This is a genomic window from Streptomyces sp. cg35, from assembly GCF_050410835.1.
In the GTDB taxonomy this organism is placed as follows: domain Bacteria; phylum Actinomycetota; class Actinomycetes; order Streptomycetales; family Streptomycetaceae; genus Streptomyces.
Genome location: NZ_CP191268.1, coordinates 6,294,776 through 6,308,350 on the forward strand (window position 1 = coordinate 6,294,776; position 13,575 = coordinate 6,308,350).

Sequence of the window (13,575 nt, forward strand, 5' to 3'; positions counted from 1 at the left end):
TCTGTCTCGCTGCCGGGCGCCGGTTGTCCGCGGTCGCTCGCGCAGTTCCCCGCGCCCCTGAAGGCGCACCCCGATCATCGCTAGGAGAAAGCATGTCTCTCGTCAGACACCCCATAGCCCTCGCCGCCGCCACCGCCGTCGCGCTCGGAGCCGGTGCCGTCGCACTGCCCGCGTTCGCCGCCGACAAGGCTCCCGCCGTCGAGCTGAAGGACGGCACGCTCGACTGGGGCGTGAAGGAGTCCTTCCGCAAGTACGTCACCGGGATCGCCGCCGGATCGATCACCGCGAGCGACGGCGCGACCCAGGCCGCCGACAACGGCGCCTTCACCTTCACCGACGGCACGGGCACGTACGACACGGCCACCCACGGCACGGACACCGCCTTCAAGGGCGCCGTCCGGTTCGCCTCCACGGCCCACGGGTTCGACATCAAGATCAGTGACGTGAAGGTCGTGACGTCCGGCACGACCGGGCACATCGACGCCGACATCAGCCTCAACGGCACCGTCCAGAACGACATCGAGTTCGCCACGCTCGACCTGTCCGCCGTGAAGCCGGGCCAGGGCGCGGGCGGCGCGATGACCTTCAAGGACATCCCGGCGACGCTGACCGCCGACGGCGCCAAGGCGTTCAACGGCATGTACAAGGAGGGCACCGCCCTCGACACGGCGACGCTGACCGTGACCGCCGCCGCCTCCTCGCCCTCCCCGGACCCGTCGACGACACCCCCGTCCTCGCCGGCCCCCACCGGCAGCGCGCAGCCCACCGGCAAGCCGAGCGCGACGACGACCCCGAAGCCGTCCGCCACCGCCACGGCCGCCCCGTCCGACGAGGCCGTCTCCGGCGCCATCGCCGACGGCAACCTGGACTGGGGCGTCAAGGAGTCCTTCCGTACGTACATCACGGGCCCCATCGCGAACGGCAAGGTCGAACTGACCGGCGGCGCCGCGAAGAACGGCTCGGTGTACCGGTTCGGCGACGCGAACGGCAGCTACGACGCCGACGCCAGGTCCCTCGACGCCGAGTTCGCGGGCAAGGTCCGCTTCCTCGGCCACGAGGAGGACGGCACGTACGCCCTCGACCTGCAGTTCAGCGATCTGCGGGTGACGGCGAAGGGCGGCAGCGGAAAGCTCGTCGCCGACGTGTCCAGCAAGGACCGGCAGACCGGCAAGGTCACCACGTACGACGACCTGACCGTGGCCACCCTCAAGGTCGGCTCCGGCGACCTGACCGCGAAGGACGACATCGTCGAGCTCGACGGCGCCGCGGCCACCCTCACCGCCGACGGCGCCAAGGCGTTCGGCGGGTTCTACCAGGCGGGCGCCGCCCTCGACCCGGTCGACGTGGCCGTCTCCCTCGACGAGGACGCCACGCTCCCGTCGGGCGGCAACGGCTCCGACGGCGGTACGTCCGGCGGCACTTCGGGCGGCACGGGCACCACGGGCGCCACCGGCACCGGGTCCACCACCGGCGGCACCGGCTCGCTCGCCGCCACCGGCGCCGACGTCCCGGCCGGCCCGCTCGCCGCGGCCGCCGCGCTGGTCGTCGCCGCGGGCGCGGGCACGGTGTTCGCCGCGCGCCGACGCCGCGCGCAGGAGGGCTGAGCCCCGGCCCCGGCCGTCCGCCGATCACGGCGGGCGGCCGCGGCGTGCTACCCGTGCGGGCGCCAGCCCGTCCGCGCGGCCCACTGTTCGGCGACGACGCCGACGAGGTCGACGACGGGGTCCTTCACGTCGGCGTACGTCCCGGTGTCGGGGACGGCCCGCGCGAGTACGTACTTGAAGCGGGCGTACGCGGGGACGGCCCGTGGCGTCGCGCGCAGCCAGTCGCGGAACAGCAGCGCGAGCCGCTCGTTCGGTGAACCGGCCCTGCGGACATGGAGGTTGACCGGCGCGGCGTCCGCGGTCCGCCGTGACCAGTAGCGCTTGGTCCAGTCGGCGGGGTCCTCCTCGTCCTCGCGTCCGGCCGGGACGTGGTCGCGCACGTACGGTGCGCGGACGAAGCCGAGCGTGGACAGCGGCGCCTCGAACGCGGCCGCGGCGGCGTCCAGGTCGGCGACGCTCACCTGCACGTCGTAGACGTCCTTGGCGGCCATGCCCGGCACGGACGTCGAACCGATGTGGTCCACGTGCAGCGCCAACGGGCCCAGAAGATCCACCAGTTGGGTGCAGAGCGCGGCTCCATGGGCCGCCCACCCGGGGTCGTGCGGAACGACGACCGGCTTCTCGTGCGGAGGCATCAGACCTTCTCCAGGGGGCGATGCGGCTCGGCGGGCAGCTGCACGCGGATGGCGTCTCCGGGGCGGACGGTCCCGCCCTCCCGTACGACGCTCATGATCCCGGCCTTGCGGACGATCGCGCCGGTCTCCGGGTCCCGGCCCACGACGCGCTTGAGGAGGCCGTCCTGGAAGTGGTCGATCTGCAGGCACGGATTGCGCAGCCCGGTGACCTCGACGACCGCGCCGCCCGCGCCGAGGTGCAGGAGTGTTCCGGTCGGCAGGGCGAGCAGGTCGATGCCGCGCGTGGTGATGTTCTCGCCGAGCTCGCCGGGCCGCACCCGGTGGCCGAGCGCGGCGACCTCCGCAAACAACTCCTCCTGGATCAGGTGGACTTGGCGAAGATTCGGCTGCGTCGGATCCTGGGCCACCCGGGAGCGGTGCTGCACCGTGACCCCGGCGTGCACGTCCCCCTCGACGCCGAGGCCCGCGAGCAGCGTGACGCTGTCCCGGTTCGGCTTGGTGAAGGAGTAGGTGCTGTTGCTGCTGACCGCTGTGACGGCGGCGCTGTCGAACCCGTTCATCTTCCGTGACCCCCTGAAGCCTGAGACCGCTGAGCAACCTGATCGCTGATCGTGAGCAGCGTAGTCCGAGGCAGAATCGGCCGTATGCGCCAGGAAGTCATGGAAGTCGTCGCCGCCGCGGTCGTCGCGGACGGCAAGCTGCTCGTCGTCAGCAAGGAGGCCGCGCCGGACCTCTTCTACCTGCCCGGCGGGAAGCCGGAGCCGGGGGAGAGCCCCGAGGAGACGCTGCGGCGCGAACTGGACGAGGAGCTCGGGGTCGCGCCGGAAGACCTGGAACCGCTCGGCGTGGTCGAGGACGTCGCGGCACTGGAAGGCGTCCCGATGCGGCTGACGCTGTTCACCGCCACACTGTCCGGGCGGCCGCGGCCCGCGGCCGAGCTGGCCGCGCTGCGCTGGACCGACGGCCGCGACACCCGCCTGGCCCCGGCCGTCGCGGGGCACGTGGTGCCGATGCTGCGGGCGTCGGGGCGGCTCTGAGGGCGGCTCCGCAAGGCCCCCGCGCGGCGGTGCGTCCGGGGTTCCGGGCGGTCCGCCCCGTCGTCCCTGACGCCCGGCCGTCCGGTCACCGCCTACGCGGGCCCCAGCGAGCGCTCCGCCAGCTTCGCCACATGCGCGGACAGCGCCCCGCGCGCGTCCGGCGTGAGCGTGCCGAGCGCGACCAGCGCCGTGACCACCACGTCGCACAGCTCCGACTCGACGTCCTGCCAGGTGTGGCTGACGCCCTTGCGCGGGTTCTGGCCGACGGCCCCGATGACCGCCTCCGCCACCTCGCCCACCTCCTCCGAGAGCTTCAACACCCGCAGGAGCAGCGCCTCTTGGGAAGGCCGCCGATTGTTCGAGTCCAGCCAGTCGCGCAGCCGGTCGATGGTCGTCCACAGCTCGTCGTCGTACGTCGTCACGAGCGACGAGCCTAGAGCCTCGGCCCGCGCGGCTACTCGCCCGCGTCCGGATCCTGCGTCGGCCTGGTGCGCGAGGCGACCACCGCCAGCGCCGCCGCCCCGGCACCCACGAGCGCCGCCGGCACCATCCAGTGCCGGTCGAGCACATGGCCGAGCGCGTGGTCGAGGGAGTAGCGGCCCGCGCCGGTCACCGCGAGGCCCGCCGCGACGAAACCGAGGAACGCCGGGTACTCGTAGCCGCCGTTCATCGCGAAGAACCCGTTCGGGGCGTGCACGGCCGCCGCGCCCGCCATGGTCCCGGCCGCCGCGGCGCCGCCCAGCGGTGTGGCGAGGCCGAGCGCGAGGAGCGCCCCGCCGCCCGCCTCGCCGAGCCCGGCCGCGAGGGCGCTCGCCTTGGCGGGGGTGTACCCCATGGCGTCCATGGCGGCGGTCGTCCCGGACACGCCACCGCCGCCGAACCAGCCGAGCAGCTTCTGGGCGCCGTGCGCGGCGAGAACCCCGCCGGTCCCCAGGCGCAACGCGAGAAGGCCCAGGTCACGACGGCTGGAGCAGGAGGTGCGGGAGGTACGCAATCGTGTGCAGGTCATGTCCCCACCGTCCGGCAGCCGTGCGCCGCGCACCTCGCGCGCGGGCCCATTCGGGTGGCGGCCGGCCGGCCGCGGTGCAAGCCTGGGCGCATGCCCATCCAGACCGCAAAGCTCAGCGACCCGGCGGTCCGCGCCTTCGTGTCGGCGCTGAACGCCCACGACCAGGAAGCCTTCCGTGCGGCGCTCGCGCCCGGCGCGACCATGGCGGACGACGGCAGCGACCGGGACCTCGACGACTGGACGGCCCGCGAGATCTTCGACTCGAACGGCCACATGGAGGTCGAGAAGGAGACCGCCGAGGGCCGCTCCCTCGTCGCCCGCTACCGCAACGACACCTGGGGCGAGATGCGCACCAGGTGGACGTTCGACGTGTCGGGCGGCAAGGTCACCCGGTTCGAGACCGGACAGGCCTGAACATCCCGTATCCGTAGGGCTGTTGACCTCGCGTGCGCTTCAACTCCTAGCGTTCCCGGGCATGGACATCGACACCAGGACACTGGGCGGCAGCGGCATCGAGGTCAGCGCCCTCGGCTTCGGATGCTGGGCCATCGGCGGCGAGTGGCAGGACCCGGACGGGCGGCCGCTCGGCTGGGGCCGCGTCGACGACGAGGAATCGGTGCGTGCCGTGCGGCGCGCGCTCGACCTCGGCGTCACCTTCTTCGACACCGCCGACGCGTACGGGACCGGCCACAGCGAACGCGTGCTCGGCCGCGCCCTCGGCAAGCGCCGGGACGACGTCGTCATCGCCACCAAGTGGGGCAACGTCTTCGACGAACGCACCAGGACCCTCACCGGCGGCGACGACTCCCCCGAGCACGCCCGCCGCGCCCTCACCGCGTCGCTCGCCCGCCTCGGCACCGACCGCATCGACCTGTACCAGCTGCACCTCTCCGACGCCGACCCGCAGCGGGCCGCCCGGCTCCGCGACACCTGCGAGGAGTTCGTCCGCGAAGGGCTCGTACGCGCCTACGCGTGGAGCACCGACGACCCCGACCGGGCCCGCGTCTTCGCCGAGGGCCCGCATTGCGCGGCCGTGCAGTACCGCTGCAACGTCCTCCAGGACGCGCCCGAACTCCACGCGCTGTGCGAGGAGCTGGGGCTGGCCGGCATCCAGCGCAGCCCGCTCGCCATGGGCCTGCTCGGCGGTGGCCACGGCGCCGGGCGCACGCCCGCCGCGGGCGACATCCGCAGCGCCCCGCCCGCCTGGCTGCCCGGCTTCGGCACGGGCGGCGGCGCGGACCCGGAGTGGCTGGCCCGGGTCGACGCGCTGCGCTCCGTGCTCACGGGCGGCGGCCGCACCCCGGCGCAGGGCGCGCTCGCCTGGCTGTGGGCCCGCAGCCCGCGCGCCGTGCCGATCCCCGGGTTCCGCACGGTGGCGCAGGCCGAGGAGAACGCGGGCGCGCTGGCCCATGGGCCCCTGTCCCAGGACGAGTTGACGCAGGTGGAGCACCTTCTGGGCCGGGCGTGACGAGCCCCGGTACGTGACAGCCCCTAGGCGAGGGGGACCGCCGTCCCGCTCACCCGCACCCGCGGGTCGCCCGCCCGCAGCGTCACCGTCAGCTCACCGGGGCGGCCCATGTCGGCGCCCTGGTGCAGGGTGAGCCCGGCCTCCTCCGGGACCAGGCCCAGCTCGCGCAGATACGCCCCGAACGCGGCGGCCGCGGCGCCGGTGGCCGGATCCTCGACGACGCCGCCGACCGGGAACGGGTCGCGCACGTGGAAGGTGAACTCGCTCTCCCGCCACACCAGTTGGACGGTCGTCAGGTCCAGTCGGCGCATCAGGGCGGCGAGCCGCTCGAAGTCGTACGCGAGGTCGGCGAGGCGCTGCCGGGTGGCCGCGGCCAGGACGAGGTGGCGGGCACCGGCATAGGCGATGCGCGGCGGCAGGGCCGGGTCCAGATCGGCGGCCGGCCAGTCCAGCGCGGCGAGCGCCTCGGCGAGGTCCTCGCCGCTCACGTCCTCCACCCGCGGCGCGACGCTGGTGAGGGTGGCGCGCAGCGTGTCCCCGGCCCGGTCGACGGAGACCGGCACCTCGCCGGCGAGAGTGTGGAACAGGTAGTCGCCGGTGCCGTGGCGCTCGGCGAGGGCGACCGCGGTGGCGACGGTGGCGTGGCCGCAGAACGGGACCTCGGCCTTGGGGCTGAAGTAGCGCACGGTATAGGCCCGTTCGCCGCTTCCGGCCGGGCCCGGCGTCACGAATGCGGACTCGCTGTACCCCAGGTCCGCGGCGATCTTGAGCATGTCCTCGGCGCCGAGCGCGGAGGCGTCGAGCACGATCCCGGCGGGGTTGCCCCCGGCGGGGTCGGTCGCGAAGGCGGTGTAGCGCAGCACGTTGTCGGTCATGCGGTGCATTCTCGCCGGTGCGGCAGGCGCGGTTCCCCACGCCCCTCCCGGAGCGCGGGGAACCGTCTTCCCCCCCCCGTGGTGGCTCAGTGGCAGCTGATCGCGCCCGAGCCGAGACGGCTCCAGGAGCAGGAGTCGAGCTGCGTGCCGCTGGGCTTGATCAGGCGGGCCTTGTCGCCCGTGTTGTTCCAGACGTACGAGCCGCGGCCCCAGTACCGGACGCCCGAGGCGTTCGTCCCCTTGCCGGTGCGGACCTTGACGGTCTTGCCCGCGCCGATGTTGTAGCTGCCGAAGGTGTACGTGTAGCCGGTGTTGTCCTTCAGCTTGTAGCCCTTGAGCTGGATCGCGGAGCGGGTGTTGTTGTGGATGTTCACCCACTCCGCGTTCAGGGAGCTGTTGCTGCGATTGTCCGAGCCGGGGCTGTCGTACTGGATGAAGCCGAGGTGCAGCCCGCCCTGGTGCGCCGCGGCGGACGCCGGGGTCGTGGCGAGCAGCGAGCCCGCGAGGGCCGCCGCGGCGAGGGCGGCCGGGGCCGCGGAACGTATGCGCAAAGTGTGCTCCGAATGTGAAGTTCTCGTGGAGAGGAACTGAGCATACGGGCCCCGGCGTCCGGTAATGCGGCGGTAGATCCCATTCCGTTTGTGGAGATTTATCTCTCAAGCAAGCTGGGTCGGTGCGCTCAACCCCGGCCCACGTACGGCATGTTCGTCGCCAGCACCGTCGCGAACTGCACATTCGCCTCCAGCGGCAGCTCCGCCATGTGCCGCACCGTGCGCGCCACGTCCGCCACGTCCATCACCGGCTCCGCCGCCAGCTCCCCGTTGGCCTGGAGGATGCCGGACTGCATGCGCTCGGTCATGTCGGTCGCCGCGTTGCCGATGTCGATCTGCCCGCAGGCGATCCGGTACGGACGGCCGTCCAGCGACAGGGACTTGGTCAGGCCCGTCAGGGCGTGCTTCGTCGCCGTGTACGCGATCGAGTGCGGCCGCGGCGTGTGCGCCGAGATGGAGCCGTTGTTGATGATCCGGCCGCCCTGCGGGTCCTGCTCCTTCATCTGCCGGAACGCCGCCTGCGCGCACAGGAACGCCCCGTTGAGGTTGGTGTCGACGACGTGCCGCCACGCGTCGTACGCCAGGTCCTCCACGGCCACGCCGCCGGGCCCGAACGTCCCCGCGTTGTTGAAGAGCAGATCGAGCCGGCCGAACCGGTCGCGTACGGCGGTGAAGAGGGCCGTCACCCCGTCCGGGTTCGACACGTCCGTCGGGGCGACGAACGACTCCGTGCCCGGGGCCAGCCCCGCCGTCCGTGCCAGCGTCTCGACGCGGCGGCCGGCCAGGGCCACCCGCCAGCCGGTGCGCAGCAGCTCCAGGGCGACGGCCCGGCCGATGCCGGAGCCGGCGCCGGTGACCACGGCGGTCCTTGTCGATGCGGTTCGCAGATCGTCCATGGGGCCGCAGCGTACGGGCGCCCCGCCATGCGGAGATCACCGATCCGCCATGTGGCTGTTGTGTACGCGACAGTCGGGCGTCGTCCCGGCCCACTGCAATTCCCCGTGACGCCAGATGACGCCAGCAGTCAGGGGAGGGGCTCCATGTCACACGTACCGCAGCACGCACCCGAACTCCGCGCAGCCGCACAGCACTTGGGCCGCCGGCGCTTCCTCACTGTCGCGGGTGCCGCCGCGGCGCTAGCCTTCAGTGTGAACCTGCCCGCGGCCGGCACCGCGGCCGCCGCCGAACTGGACGGTCGCAAGATCACCAGCGATCCGTTCACACTGGGCGTCGCCTCCGGTGACCCGCTGCCCGACTCCGTGCTGCTGTGGACGCGGCTCGCCCCGAAACCGTACGAGACCGGCGGCGGGCTGCCCGCGCAGCGCGTCGAGGTGCGCTGGGAGCTCGCCCTCGACGAGCGCTTCCGGCGCGTCGCCAGACGCGGCACGGCCACCGCGCACCCCGAGTTCGACCACTCCGTGCACGTCGAGGTCGACCACCTGGAGCCGGGCCGCGTCTACTACTACCGCTTCCGCGTCGGCGACCGGGTCAGCGAGACCGGCCGCACCCGCACCGCGCCCGCCGCCTCTTCCCGGCACGTCCCCGGCCTCACCCTGGCCGCCGTCTCCTGCCAGGCGTACCACGACGGCTACTTCACCGCGTACAAGCACCTGGCCGAGGACGACGTCGACGTCGTCTTCCACCTCGGCGACTACCTCTACGAGTACGCGGTCAACTCGGTCGGCGGCGCCCGCAACTACACGGACCGCGTCGTGCCCGACATCTTCAACCGGGAGACCATGACCCTGGAGGACTACCGGCTGCGGTACGCCCTCTACAAGTCCGACCCGGACCTGCGGGCCGCGCACGCCGCCCACCCCTTCGTCGTCACCTGGGACGACCACGAGACCGAGAACAACTACGCCGACGACACCTCCGAGACCGAGGGTCCGGCGGACGAGTTCCTGCTGCGCCGCGCCTCCGCGTACCGCGCGTACTGGGAGAACCAGCCGCTGCGCCGCCCCCAGCTTCCGACCGGCCCCGACGCCCAGCTCTACCGGCGCCTGGTCTGGGGCCGCCTCGCCCAGTTCGACATCCTCGACACCCGCCAGTACCGCTCGAACCAGGCCTACGGCGACGGCTCGCACGTCCCCGGTCCCGAGTCGGACGACCCGGCGCGCACCATCACCGGCGCCACGCAGGAGCGCTGGCTCCTCGACGGCTGGCGCCGCTCGCGCGCCCTGTGGAACGTGGTGCCGCAGCAGGTCACGTTCTCCCAGCGCAAGCTCGACCTGAACGCCGAGGCGAAGGTCTCCATGGACGCGTGGGACGGCTACCGCGCCTCCCGTGACCGGGTGCTGGCCGGCGCCAAGGCCGCGCGCGTCGAGAACCTGATGGTGCTCACCGGTGACGTGCACGTCGGGTACGCCTTCGACATCAAGGACGACTTCGACGACCCCGCGTCGCGCACGCTCGGCACGGAGATCGTGGCCACGTCCATCGCCTCCGGCAAGGACGGTTCCGAGAGGCCGTCCAACTGGGCCACGTACACGCAGGCCAACCCGCATCTGAAGTTCTACAACGGGCGTCGTGGTTACGTCACCGTGGACCTGGGGGAGGAGTCGGCCCGGGCCGACTTCAAGACGGTCTCGGCGGTCACCGTCCCGGGGGCGCCGCTCACGACGGCCGCGTCGTTCGTGACGGCCGTCGGCGACCAGGGCCTGCGTCCTGCCTGATCAGGTCTGACGCCGGGTGCGGGTGCGGTGGGGGCTGAAGGCGAGCGGCGAAGCCGCAAGCCCTCAGCGGCGCGGGGAACTGCGCGAGAAGCCCCACCGGGCCGGCACCCGGCGACGGGACCGCACCAGGGCGGACGCCTCACCGCTCCCCGGGATACCGCACCCCCACAGCCTCCCGCACCGCGTCCAGGGTCCGCATCACCGCGAGCGACCCGTCGAGCGGCACCAAGGGCGACTCCGTGTCGCCGGCCCGGAGCCGCCCCATCACCTCGATCGCCTCGTGCCGCATCGAGTCCCGCGGCCCGTCCTCCGGCACCGCCGTGAACTCCTCGGGGTCGCGCCCGTCCCGGTGCAGCACGAACCGCTCCGGGTAGAAGAACCCGGCCGGCACATCGATCCGCCCCGCGGACCCCGTCACCGAAGCCGTCACGCCCGTACCGGAGTTGATGGCGCAGTGCAGCAGCGCCTGCGCCCCGCTGTCCCACGACAGCAGCATCGCCGTCTGGAGGTCGACGCCCTCCTCCGACAGCATCGCGCGCGCCGTCACCCCCGACGGCTCCCCGAGCAGCAGCTGCGCGAACGACACCGGGTACACCCCGAGATCCAGCGTCGCGCCACCGCCCTGCGCGGGGTCCCGCAGCCGGTGCGAGGGCGGGAACGGGCCCGCGAGCCCGAAGTCGGCCTGCACCGTGCGGACTTCACCGATCGCGCCGTCGTCGACCAGCGCCTTGAGGCGGCGGATCATCGGGTTGCAGTACATCCACATGGCCTCCATCAGGAACAGGCCCCGCGAACGCGCGAGCGTCACCAGTTCCCCGGCCTCCCGCGCGTTCAGCGTGAACGCCTTCTCGCACAGCACCGCACGGCCCGCCTCCAGACAGAGCCCGGCCGCCTCCCGGTGCGCGGAGTGCGGCGTGGCCACGTACACCACGTCGACGTCCTCGTCCGCGGCGAGCGACGCCCAGTCGCCGTACGCCCGCTCGATCCCGAACCGCTCCGCGAACGCCTTCGCCGACGTCTCGGTCCGCGAGGCGACCGCCACCACCTCGGCGTCCGGCAGATCCAGCAGATCCGCCGTGAACGACGCGGCGATCCCGCCCGTCGCGAGAATTCCCCACCGCACGCGCTCCGCTGCCATCCCTGCCCACCTCAGTTGTTGGTCTCGACCACTCCACCGAGCTGAGAGCATAGGTAATCGCACGTACGACCGGGAGAGACGAAAGGGAACGAGGGGCATCGGGATGGCGGAGAGCGGAAGTACCGGGAGCACCACGAGCGCGGCCGGACCCGCGCAGGTCACCCCGGATGGCGGCCCAACCGCCGTGCCCAGGGCGGCCGTTCGCACCGGCATGCTCGTCACCTTCGTGCTCGGCGGGCTGACCGCCGTGCCGCCGCTGTCGATGGACATGTACCTCCCGGCCCTGCCCGAGGTCACCGGCGCCCTGGGCACCTCCGCCGCCACCGCCCAGCTCACCCTCACCGCGTGCCTGACCGGCATGGCGCTCGGCCAGCTCGTGGTCGGCCCGATGAGCGACAAGTGGGGCCGCCGCAGGCCGCTCATGATCGGTCTGTTCGTGTACGTCGCCGCCACCGCGATCTGCGCCCTCGCGCCGAACGCCGCCCTGCTCGTCGCCTTCCGGCTGCTGCAGGGCCTGGCGGGCGCGGCCGGCATCGTGATCGCCCGGGCCGTCGTGCGCGACCTCTACGACGGCGTCGCGATGGCCCGGTTCTTCTCCACCCTGATGCTGATCTCCGGCGTCGCCCCGATCGTCGCGCCCCTCATCGGCGGCCAGGTCCTGCGCGTCACGGACTGGCGCGGCGTCTTCGTCGTGCTCACCGTCATCGGCATCGCGCTCACCACCCTCGTGGGCAAGTGCCTGCCCGAGACCCTGCCGCCCGAGCGGCGGCACGGGGGCGGCACCGTCGAGGCGCTGCGCACCATGCGGTCCCTGCTCGCCGACCGCGTCTTCACCGGATACATGATCGCGGGCGGCTTCGCGTTCGCCGCGCTCTTCGCCTACATCAGCGCCAGCCCGTTCGTGATCCAGGAGATCTACGGGGCCTCGCCGCAGACCTTCAGCCTGCTCTTCGGGCTCAACTCGATCGGCCTGATCGCCGTCGGCCAGCTCAACGGCAAGGTCCTCGTCGGCCGGGTCAGCCTCGACAAGGTCCTCGCGGTCGGCCTGACCCTGATCGTGCTGGCCGCCGTCTTCCTCCTCCTCGTCGCCACCGGCGTGCTCGGCGACCCCGACGAGCTCGGCCTGGTGCCCGTCGCCGCGGGCCTGTTCGTGCTCATGGCGTCGATGGGCCTGGCCACCCCCAACACCAACGCCCTCGCCCTGCTGCGCACCCCGCACGCCGCCGGTTCCGCGTCCGCCCTGCTCGGCACCTCGTCGTTCCTGATCGGCGCGGTCGCCTCGCCGCTCGTCGGCATCGCGGGCGAGCGCACGGCCGTACCGATGGCCCTGGTGCAACTCTCCTGCGGCCTGGCGGCGGCCGTCGCCTTCATGGCACTGTGCCGCCCCTGGCGGCACACCGCCAGAGCGATGGGGGAGGTGACGGAGCGCTGAGTTCCCCACGACTGCGCCACGGCACGCCCGAGCGGGCCGGCCTGGACGCCGCGCGGATCGCCCGCCTGGTCCGCGGCGTGCGCGCGCTGCCCGAAGGGCCGCGCCCCTGGTGCGCGGGCGCCGTGCTGATCGCCGGGCGCGGCCCGGTGATCGCCGCCGAGGCCGCCTGCGGCTGGGCCGTGCGCCACGCGGCGTACGACGAGACGGCCGACCGGGGCGTCGAGCTCCCGGTGGCGGCCCGGGTCCCCATGACCCTGGACACGCCCTTCGACCTCGCCTCGATCACCAAGCTGTTCACCACGATCGCCGCCGTGCAGCAGATCGAGCGCGGCACCCTCGGCATCGACGCGCGGGTGGGCGCGTACCTCCCCGACTTCACCGCCGCCGCCCGGCACGGCATCACCGTGCGCCAGCTCCTCACCCACACCTCGGGCCTGCGCCCCGAACTCCCGCTGTACGACGCCCCGGACATGCCCTCCCGGCTGGCGCTGCTGCGCGCGGAGGCGCCCTCGTCGAAGCCGGGGGAGTTCCGCTACTCCGACCTGAACATGCTGCTGCTCCAGCACCTCCTGCAGCGTCTGACCGGCCGGGCACTCGACGTCCTCGTCCGCGAGGGCATCACCCGCCCCCTCGGCATGACCGCCACGTCGTACGGGCCGCGGCCCGGCGCCGCCGCCACGGAGGACCAGCGCCGCCCCTGGGCCAAGGCCGACCGCGGCATGCTGCGCGGCGAGGTCCACGACGAGAACGCCTGGGCGCTCGGCGGCGTCGCCGGCCACGCGGGCCTGTTCTCGACGGCGTACGACCTGGCGGTGCTCTGCCGCGCCCTGCTCAACGGCGGCTCGTACGGCACCGCGCGCATCCTCGGCCCCGACTTCGTCGACCTGATGCTGGCGGCGCCCGGGCTCGGCTTCCGGGTCGACCAGCCCTCGTTCATGGGGGAGCTGGCGGGCCGGGGCGCGGCCGGGCACACCGGGTTCACCGGCACCTCCCTCGTCCTGGACCCGGTGACCGACACCTTCCTGGTGCTCCTCGCCAACACCGTCCACCCGCGTCGCCGCCCCGCCGACAGCGGCCCCCGGGAGGCCGCGGCGACCCGGCTCGCCCGGGCGGTCACCGGCCCGGCGGGCCCGTAGCCGCGGGCCGCCTAA

The 13,575-nt window shown here is 73.3% G+C and carries 15 protein-coding genes; 7 read left to right on the forward strand and 8 right to left on the reverse strand.

Translation table 11 applies throughout. The features are described 5' to 3' along the window. Window positions 1-92 precede the first annotated feature (92 nt). Window positions 93-1,604, forward strand: a complete 1,512-nt coding sequence (locus tag ACQUQD_RS28715) for an HtaA domain-containing protein (RefSeq protein WP_428955037.1) — start codon at window positions 93-95, stop codon at window positions 1,602-1,604. Window positions 1,605-1,651: 47 nt separating this feature from the next. Here the strand turns inward: ACQUQD_RS28715 and ACQUQD_RS28720 are convergent, their stop codons facing one another. Beyond that, on the reverse strand, window positions 1,652-2,239 hold the full coding sequence (locus ACQUQD_RS28720) for a GrpB family protein (RefSeq protein ID WP_428955038.1): 588 nt from the start codon (window positions 2,237-2,239) through the stop codon (window positions 1,652-1,654). After that, complete coding sequence (locus ACQUQD_RS28725) at window positions 2,239-2,799, reverse strand: MOSC domain-containing protein (RefSeq protein WP_428955039.1); 561 nt, start codon at window positions 2,797-2,799, stop codon at window positions 2,239-2,241. The genes ACQUQD_RS28720 and ACQUQD_RS28725 overlap by 1 nt, the downstream gene beginning before the upstream one ends. 84 nt (window positions 2,800-2,883) lie before the next feature. Between ACQUQD_RS28725 and ACQUQD_RS28730 the strand changes: the two genes are divergently transcribed. Further along, a complete protein-coding gene (locus tag ACQUQD_RS28730; protein ID WP_428955040.1) occupies window positions 2,884-3,276 on the forward strand; it encodes an NUDIX hydrolase in 393 nt (130 codons plus the stop codon). Between the two features lie 92 nt (window positions 3,277-3,368). Here ACQUQD_RS28730 and ACQUQD_RS28735 read toward each other — a convergent pair whose 3' ends face one another. Both ACQUQD_RS28735 and ACQUQD_RS28740 read right to left on the reverse strand, forming a co-directional pair. Beyond that, window positions 3,369-3,698, reverse strand: a complete 330-nt coding sequence (locus tag ACQUQD_RS28735; RefSeq protein ID WP_428955041.1) for a MazG-like family protein — start codon at window positions 3,696-3,698, stop codon at window positions 3,369-3,371. Window positions 3,699-3,730: 32 nt separating this feature from the next. Then, window positions 3,731-4,285 carry a DoxX family protein gene (locus ACQUQD_RS28740; RefSeq protein ID WP_428955042.1) on the reverse strand — a complete coding sequence of 185 codons (555 nt, stop codon included), beginning with the start codon at window positions 4,283-4,285 and terminating at the stop codon, window positions 3,731-3,733. A 90-nt stretch (window positions 4,286-4,375) separates the two neighbouring features. On the opposite strand from ACQUQD_RS28740, the gene ACQUQD_RS28745 reads away from it, so the two are divergent. Continuing rightward, window positions 4,376-4,699, forward strand: coding sequence for a nuclear transport factor 2 family protein (locus tag ACQUQD_RS28745; RefSeq protein ID WP_428955043.1), 324 nt, complete (start codon window positions 4,376-4,378; stop codon window positions 4,697-4,699). Between the two features lie 61 nt (window positions 4,700-4,760). Then, complete coding sequence (locus ACQUQD_RS28750) at window positions 4,761-5,753, forward strand: aldo/keto reductase (RefSeq protein WP_428955044.1); 993 nt, start codon at window positions 4,761-4,763, stop codon at window positions 5,751-5,753. Window positions 5,754-5,776: 23 nt separating this feature from the next. Here ACQUQD_RS28750 and ACQUQD_RS28755 read toward each other — a convergent pair whose 3' ends face one another. From ACQUQD_RS28755 to ACQUQD_RS28765, 3 genes are all read right to left on the reverse strand, one after another. Continuing rightward, a complete protein-coding gene (locus tag ACQUQD_RS28755) occupies window positions 5,777-6,628 on the reverse strand; it encodes a PhzF family phenazine biosynthesis protein (RefSeq protein WP_428955045.1) in 852 nt (283 codons plus the stop codon). Window positions 6,629-6,714: 86 nt separating this feature from the next. Next, window positions 6,715-7,179 (reverse strand): lamin tail domain-containing protein, encoded by a 465-nt coding sequence (locus ACQUQD_RS28760; RefSeq protein WP_428955046.1) that lies wholly within the window; start codon window positions 7,177-7,179, stop codon window positions 6,715-6,717. 128 nt (window positions 7,180-7,307) lie between these two features. Next, complete coding sequence (locus ACQUQD_RS28765) at window positions 7,308-8,075, reverse strand: SDR family oxidoreductase (protein ID WP_428955047.1); 768 nt, start codon at window positions 8,073-8,075, stop codon at window positions 7,308-7,310. Window positions 8,076-8,219: 144 nt separating this feature from the next. Here ACQUQD_RS28765 and ACQUQD_RS28770 point away from each other — a divergent pair, with 144 nt between their 5' ends. Then, entirely contained in the window at window positions 8,220-9,854 is a 1,635-nt protein-coding gene (locus tag ACQUQD_RS28770; RefSeq protein ID WP_428955048.1) for an alkaline phosphatase D family protein, read from the forward strand. Between the two features lie 139 nt (window positions 9,855-9,993). On the opposite strand, the gene ACQUQD_RS28775 is transcribed toward ACQUQD_RS28770, so the two are convergent. Further along, window positions 9,994-10,992, reverse strand: a complete 999-nt coding sequence (locus ACQUQD_RS28775) for a Gfo/Idh/MocA family protein (RefSeq protein WP_428955049.1) — start codon at window positions 10,990-10,992, stop codon at window positions 9,994-9,996. A gap of 103 nt (window positions 10,993-11,095) precedes the next feature. On the opposite strand from ACQUQD_RS28775, the gene ACQUQD_RS28780 reads away from it, so the two are divergent. After that, the gene (locus ACQUQD_RS28780; protein WP_428955050.1) at window positions 11,096-12,424 is read left to right on the forward strand and encodes a multidrug effflux MFS transporter; all 1,329 of its coding nucleotides are present in this window, start codon (window positions 11,096-11,098) and stop codon (window positions 12,422-12,424) included. Beyond that, a complete protein-coding gene (locus tag ACQUQD_RS28785; protein WP_428957679.1) occupies window positions 12,379-13,560 on the forward strand; it encodes a serine hydrolase domain-containing protein in 1,182 nt (393 codons plus the stop codon). Before ACQUQD_RS28780 ends, ACQUQD_RS28785 begins: the two co-directional genes overlap by 46 nt. The last annotated feature ends 15 nt before the right edge of the window (window positions 13,561-13,575 follow it).

Excerpts from the sequence above, each read along its gene's own strand:
- ACQUQD_RS28715 (WP_428955037.1), top strand. The coding sequence starts at position 93 with ATGTCTCTCGTCAGACACCCCATAGCCCTCGCCGCCGCCACCGCCGTC.
- ACQUQD_RS28720 (WP_428955038.1), bottom strand. The coding sequence starts at position 2,239 with ATGCCTCCGCACGAGAAGCCGGTCGTCGTTCCGCACGACCCCGGGTGG.
- ACQUQD_RS28725 (WP_428955039.1), bottom strand. The coding sequence starts at position 2,799 with ATGAACGGGTTCGACAGCGCCGCCGTCACAGCGGTCAGCAGCAACAGC.
- ACQUQD_RS28730 (WP_428955040.1), top strand. The coding sequence starts at position 2,884 with ATGCGCCAGGAAGTCATGGAAGTCGTCGCCGCCGCGGTCGTCGCGGAC.
- ACQUQD_RS28740 (WP_428955042.1), bottom strand. The coding sequence starts at position 4,285 with ATGACCTGCACACGATTGCGTACCTCCCGCACCTCCTGCTCCAGCCGT.
- ACQUQD_RS28745 (WP_428955043.1), top strand. The coding sequence starts at position 4,376 with ATGCCCATCCAGACCGCAAAGCTCAGCGACCCGGCGGTCCGCGCCTTC.
- ACQUQD_RS28750 (WP_428955044.1), top strand. The coding sequence starts at position 4,761 with ATGGACATCGACACCAGGACACTGGGCGGCAGCGGCATCGAGGTCAGC.
- ACQUQD_RS28755 (WP_428955045.1), bottom strand. The coding sequence starts at position 6,628 with ATGACCGACAACGTGCTGCGCTACACCGCCTTCGCGACCGACCCCGCC.
- ACQUQD_RS28765 (WP_428955047.1), bottom strand. The coding sequence starts at position 8,075 with ATGGACGATCTGCGAACCGCATCGACAAGGACCGCCGTGGTCACCGGC.
- ACQUQD_RS28770 (WP_428955048.1), top strand. The coding sequence starts at position 8,220 with ATGTCACACGTACCGCAGCACGCACCCGAACTCCGCGCAGCCGCACAG.
- ACQUQD_RS28775 (WP_428955049.1), bottom strand. The coding sequence starts at position 10,992 with ATGGCAGCGGAGCGCGTGCGGTGGGGAATTCTCGCGACGGGCGGGATC.
- ACQUQD_RS28780 (WP_428955050.1), top strand. The coding sequence starts at position 11,096 with ATGGCGGAGAGCGGAAGTACCGGGAGCACCACGAGCGCGGCCGGACCC.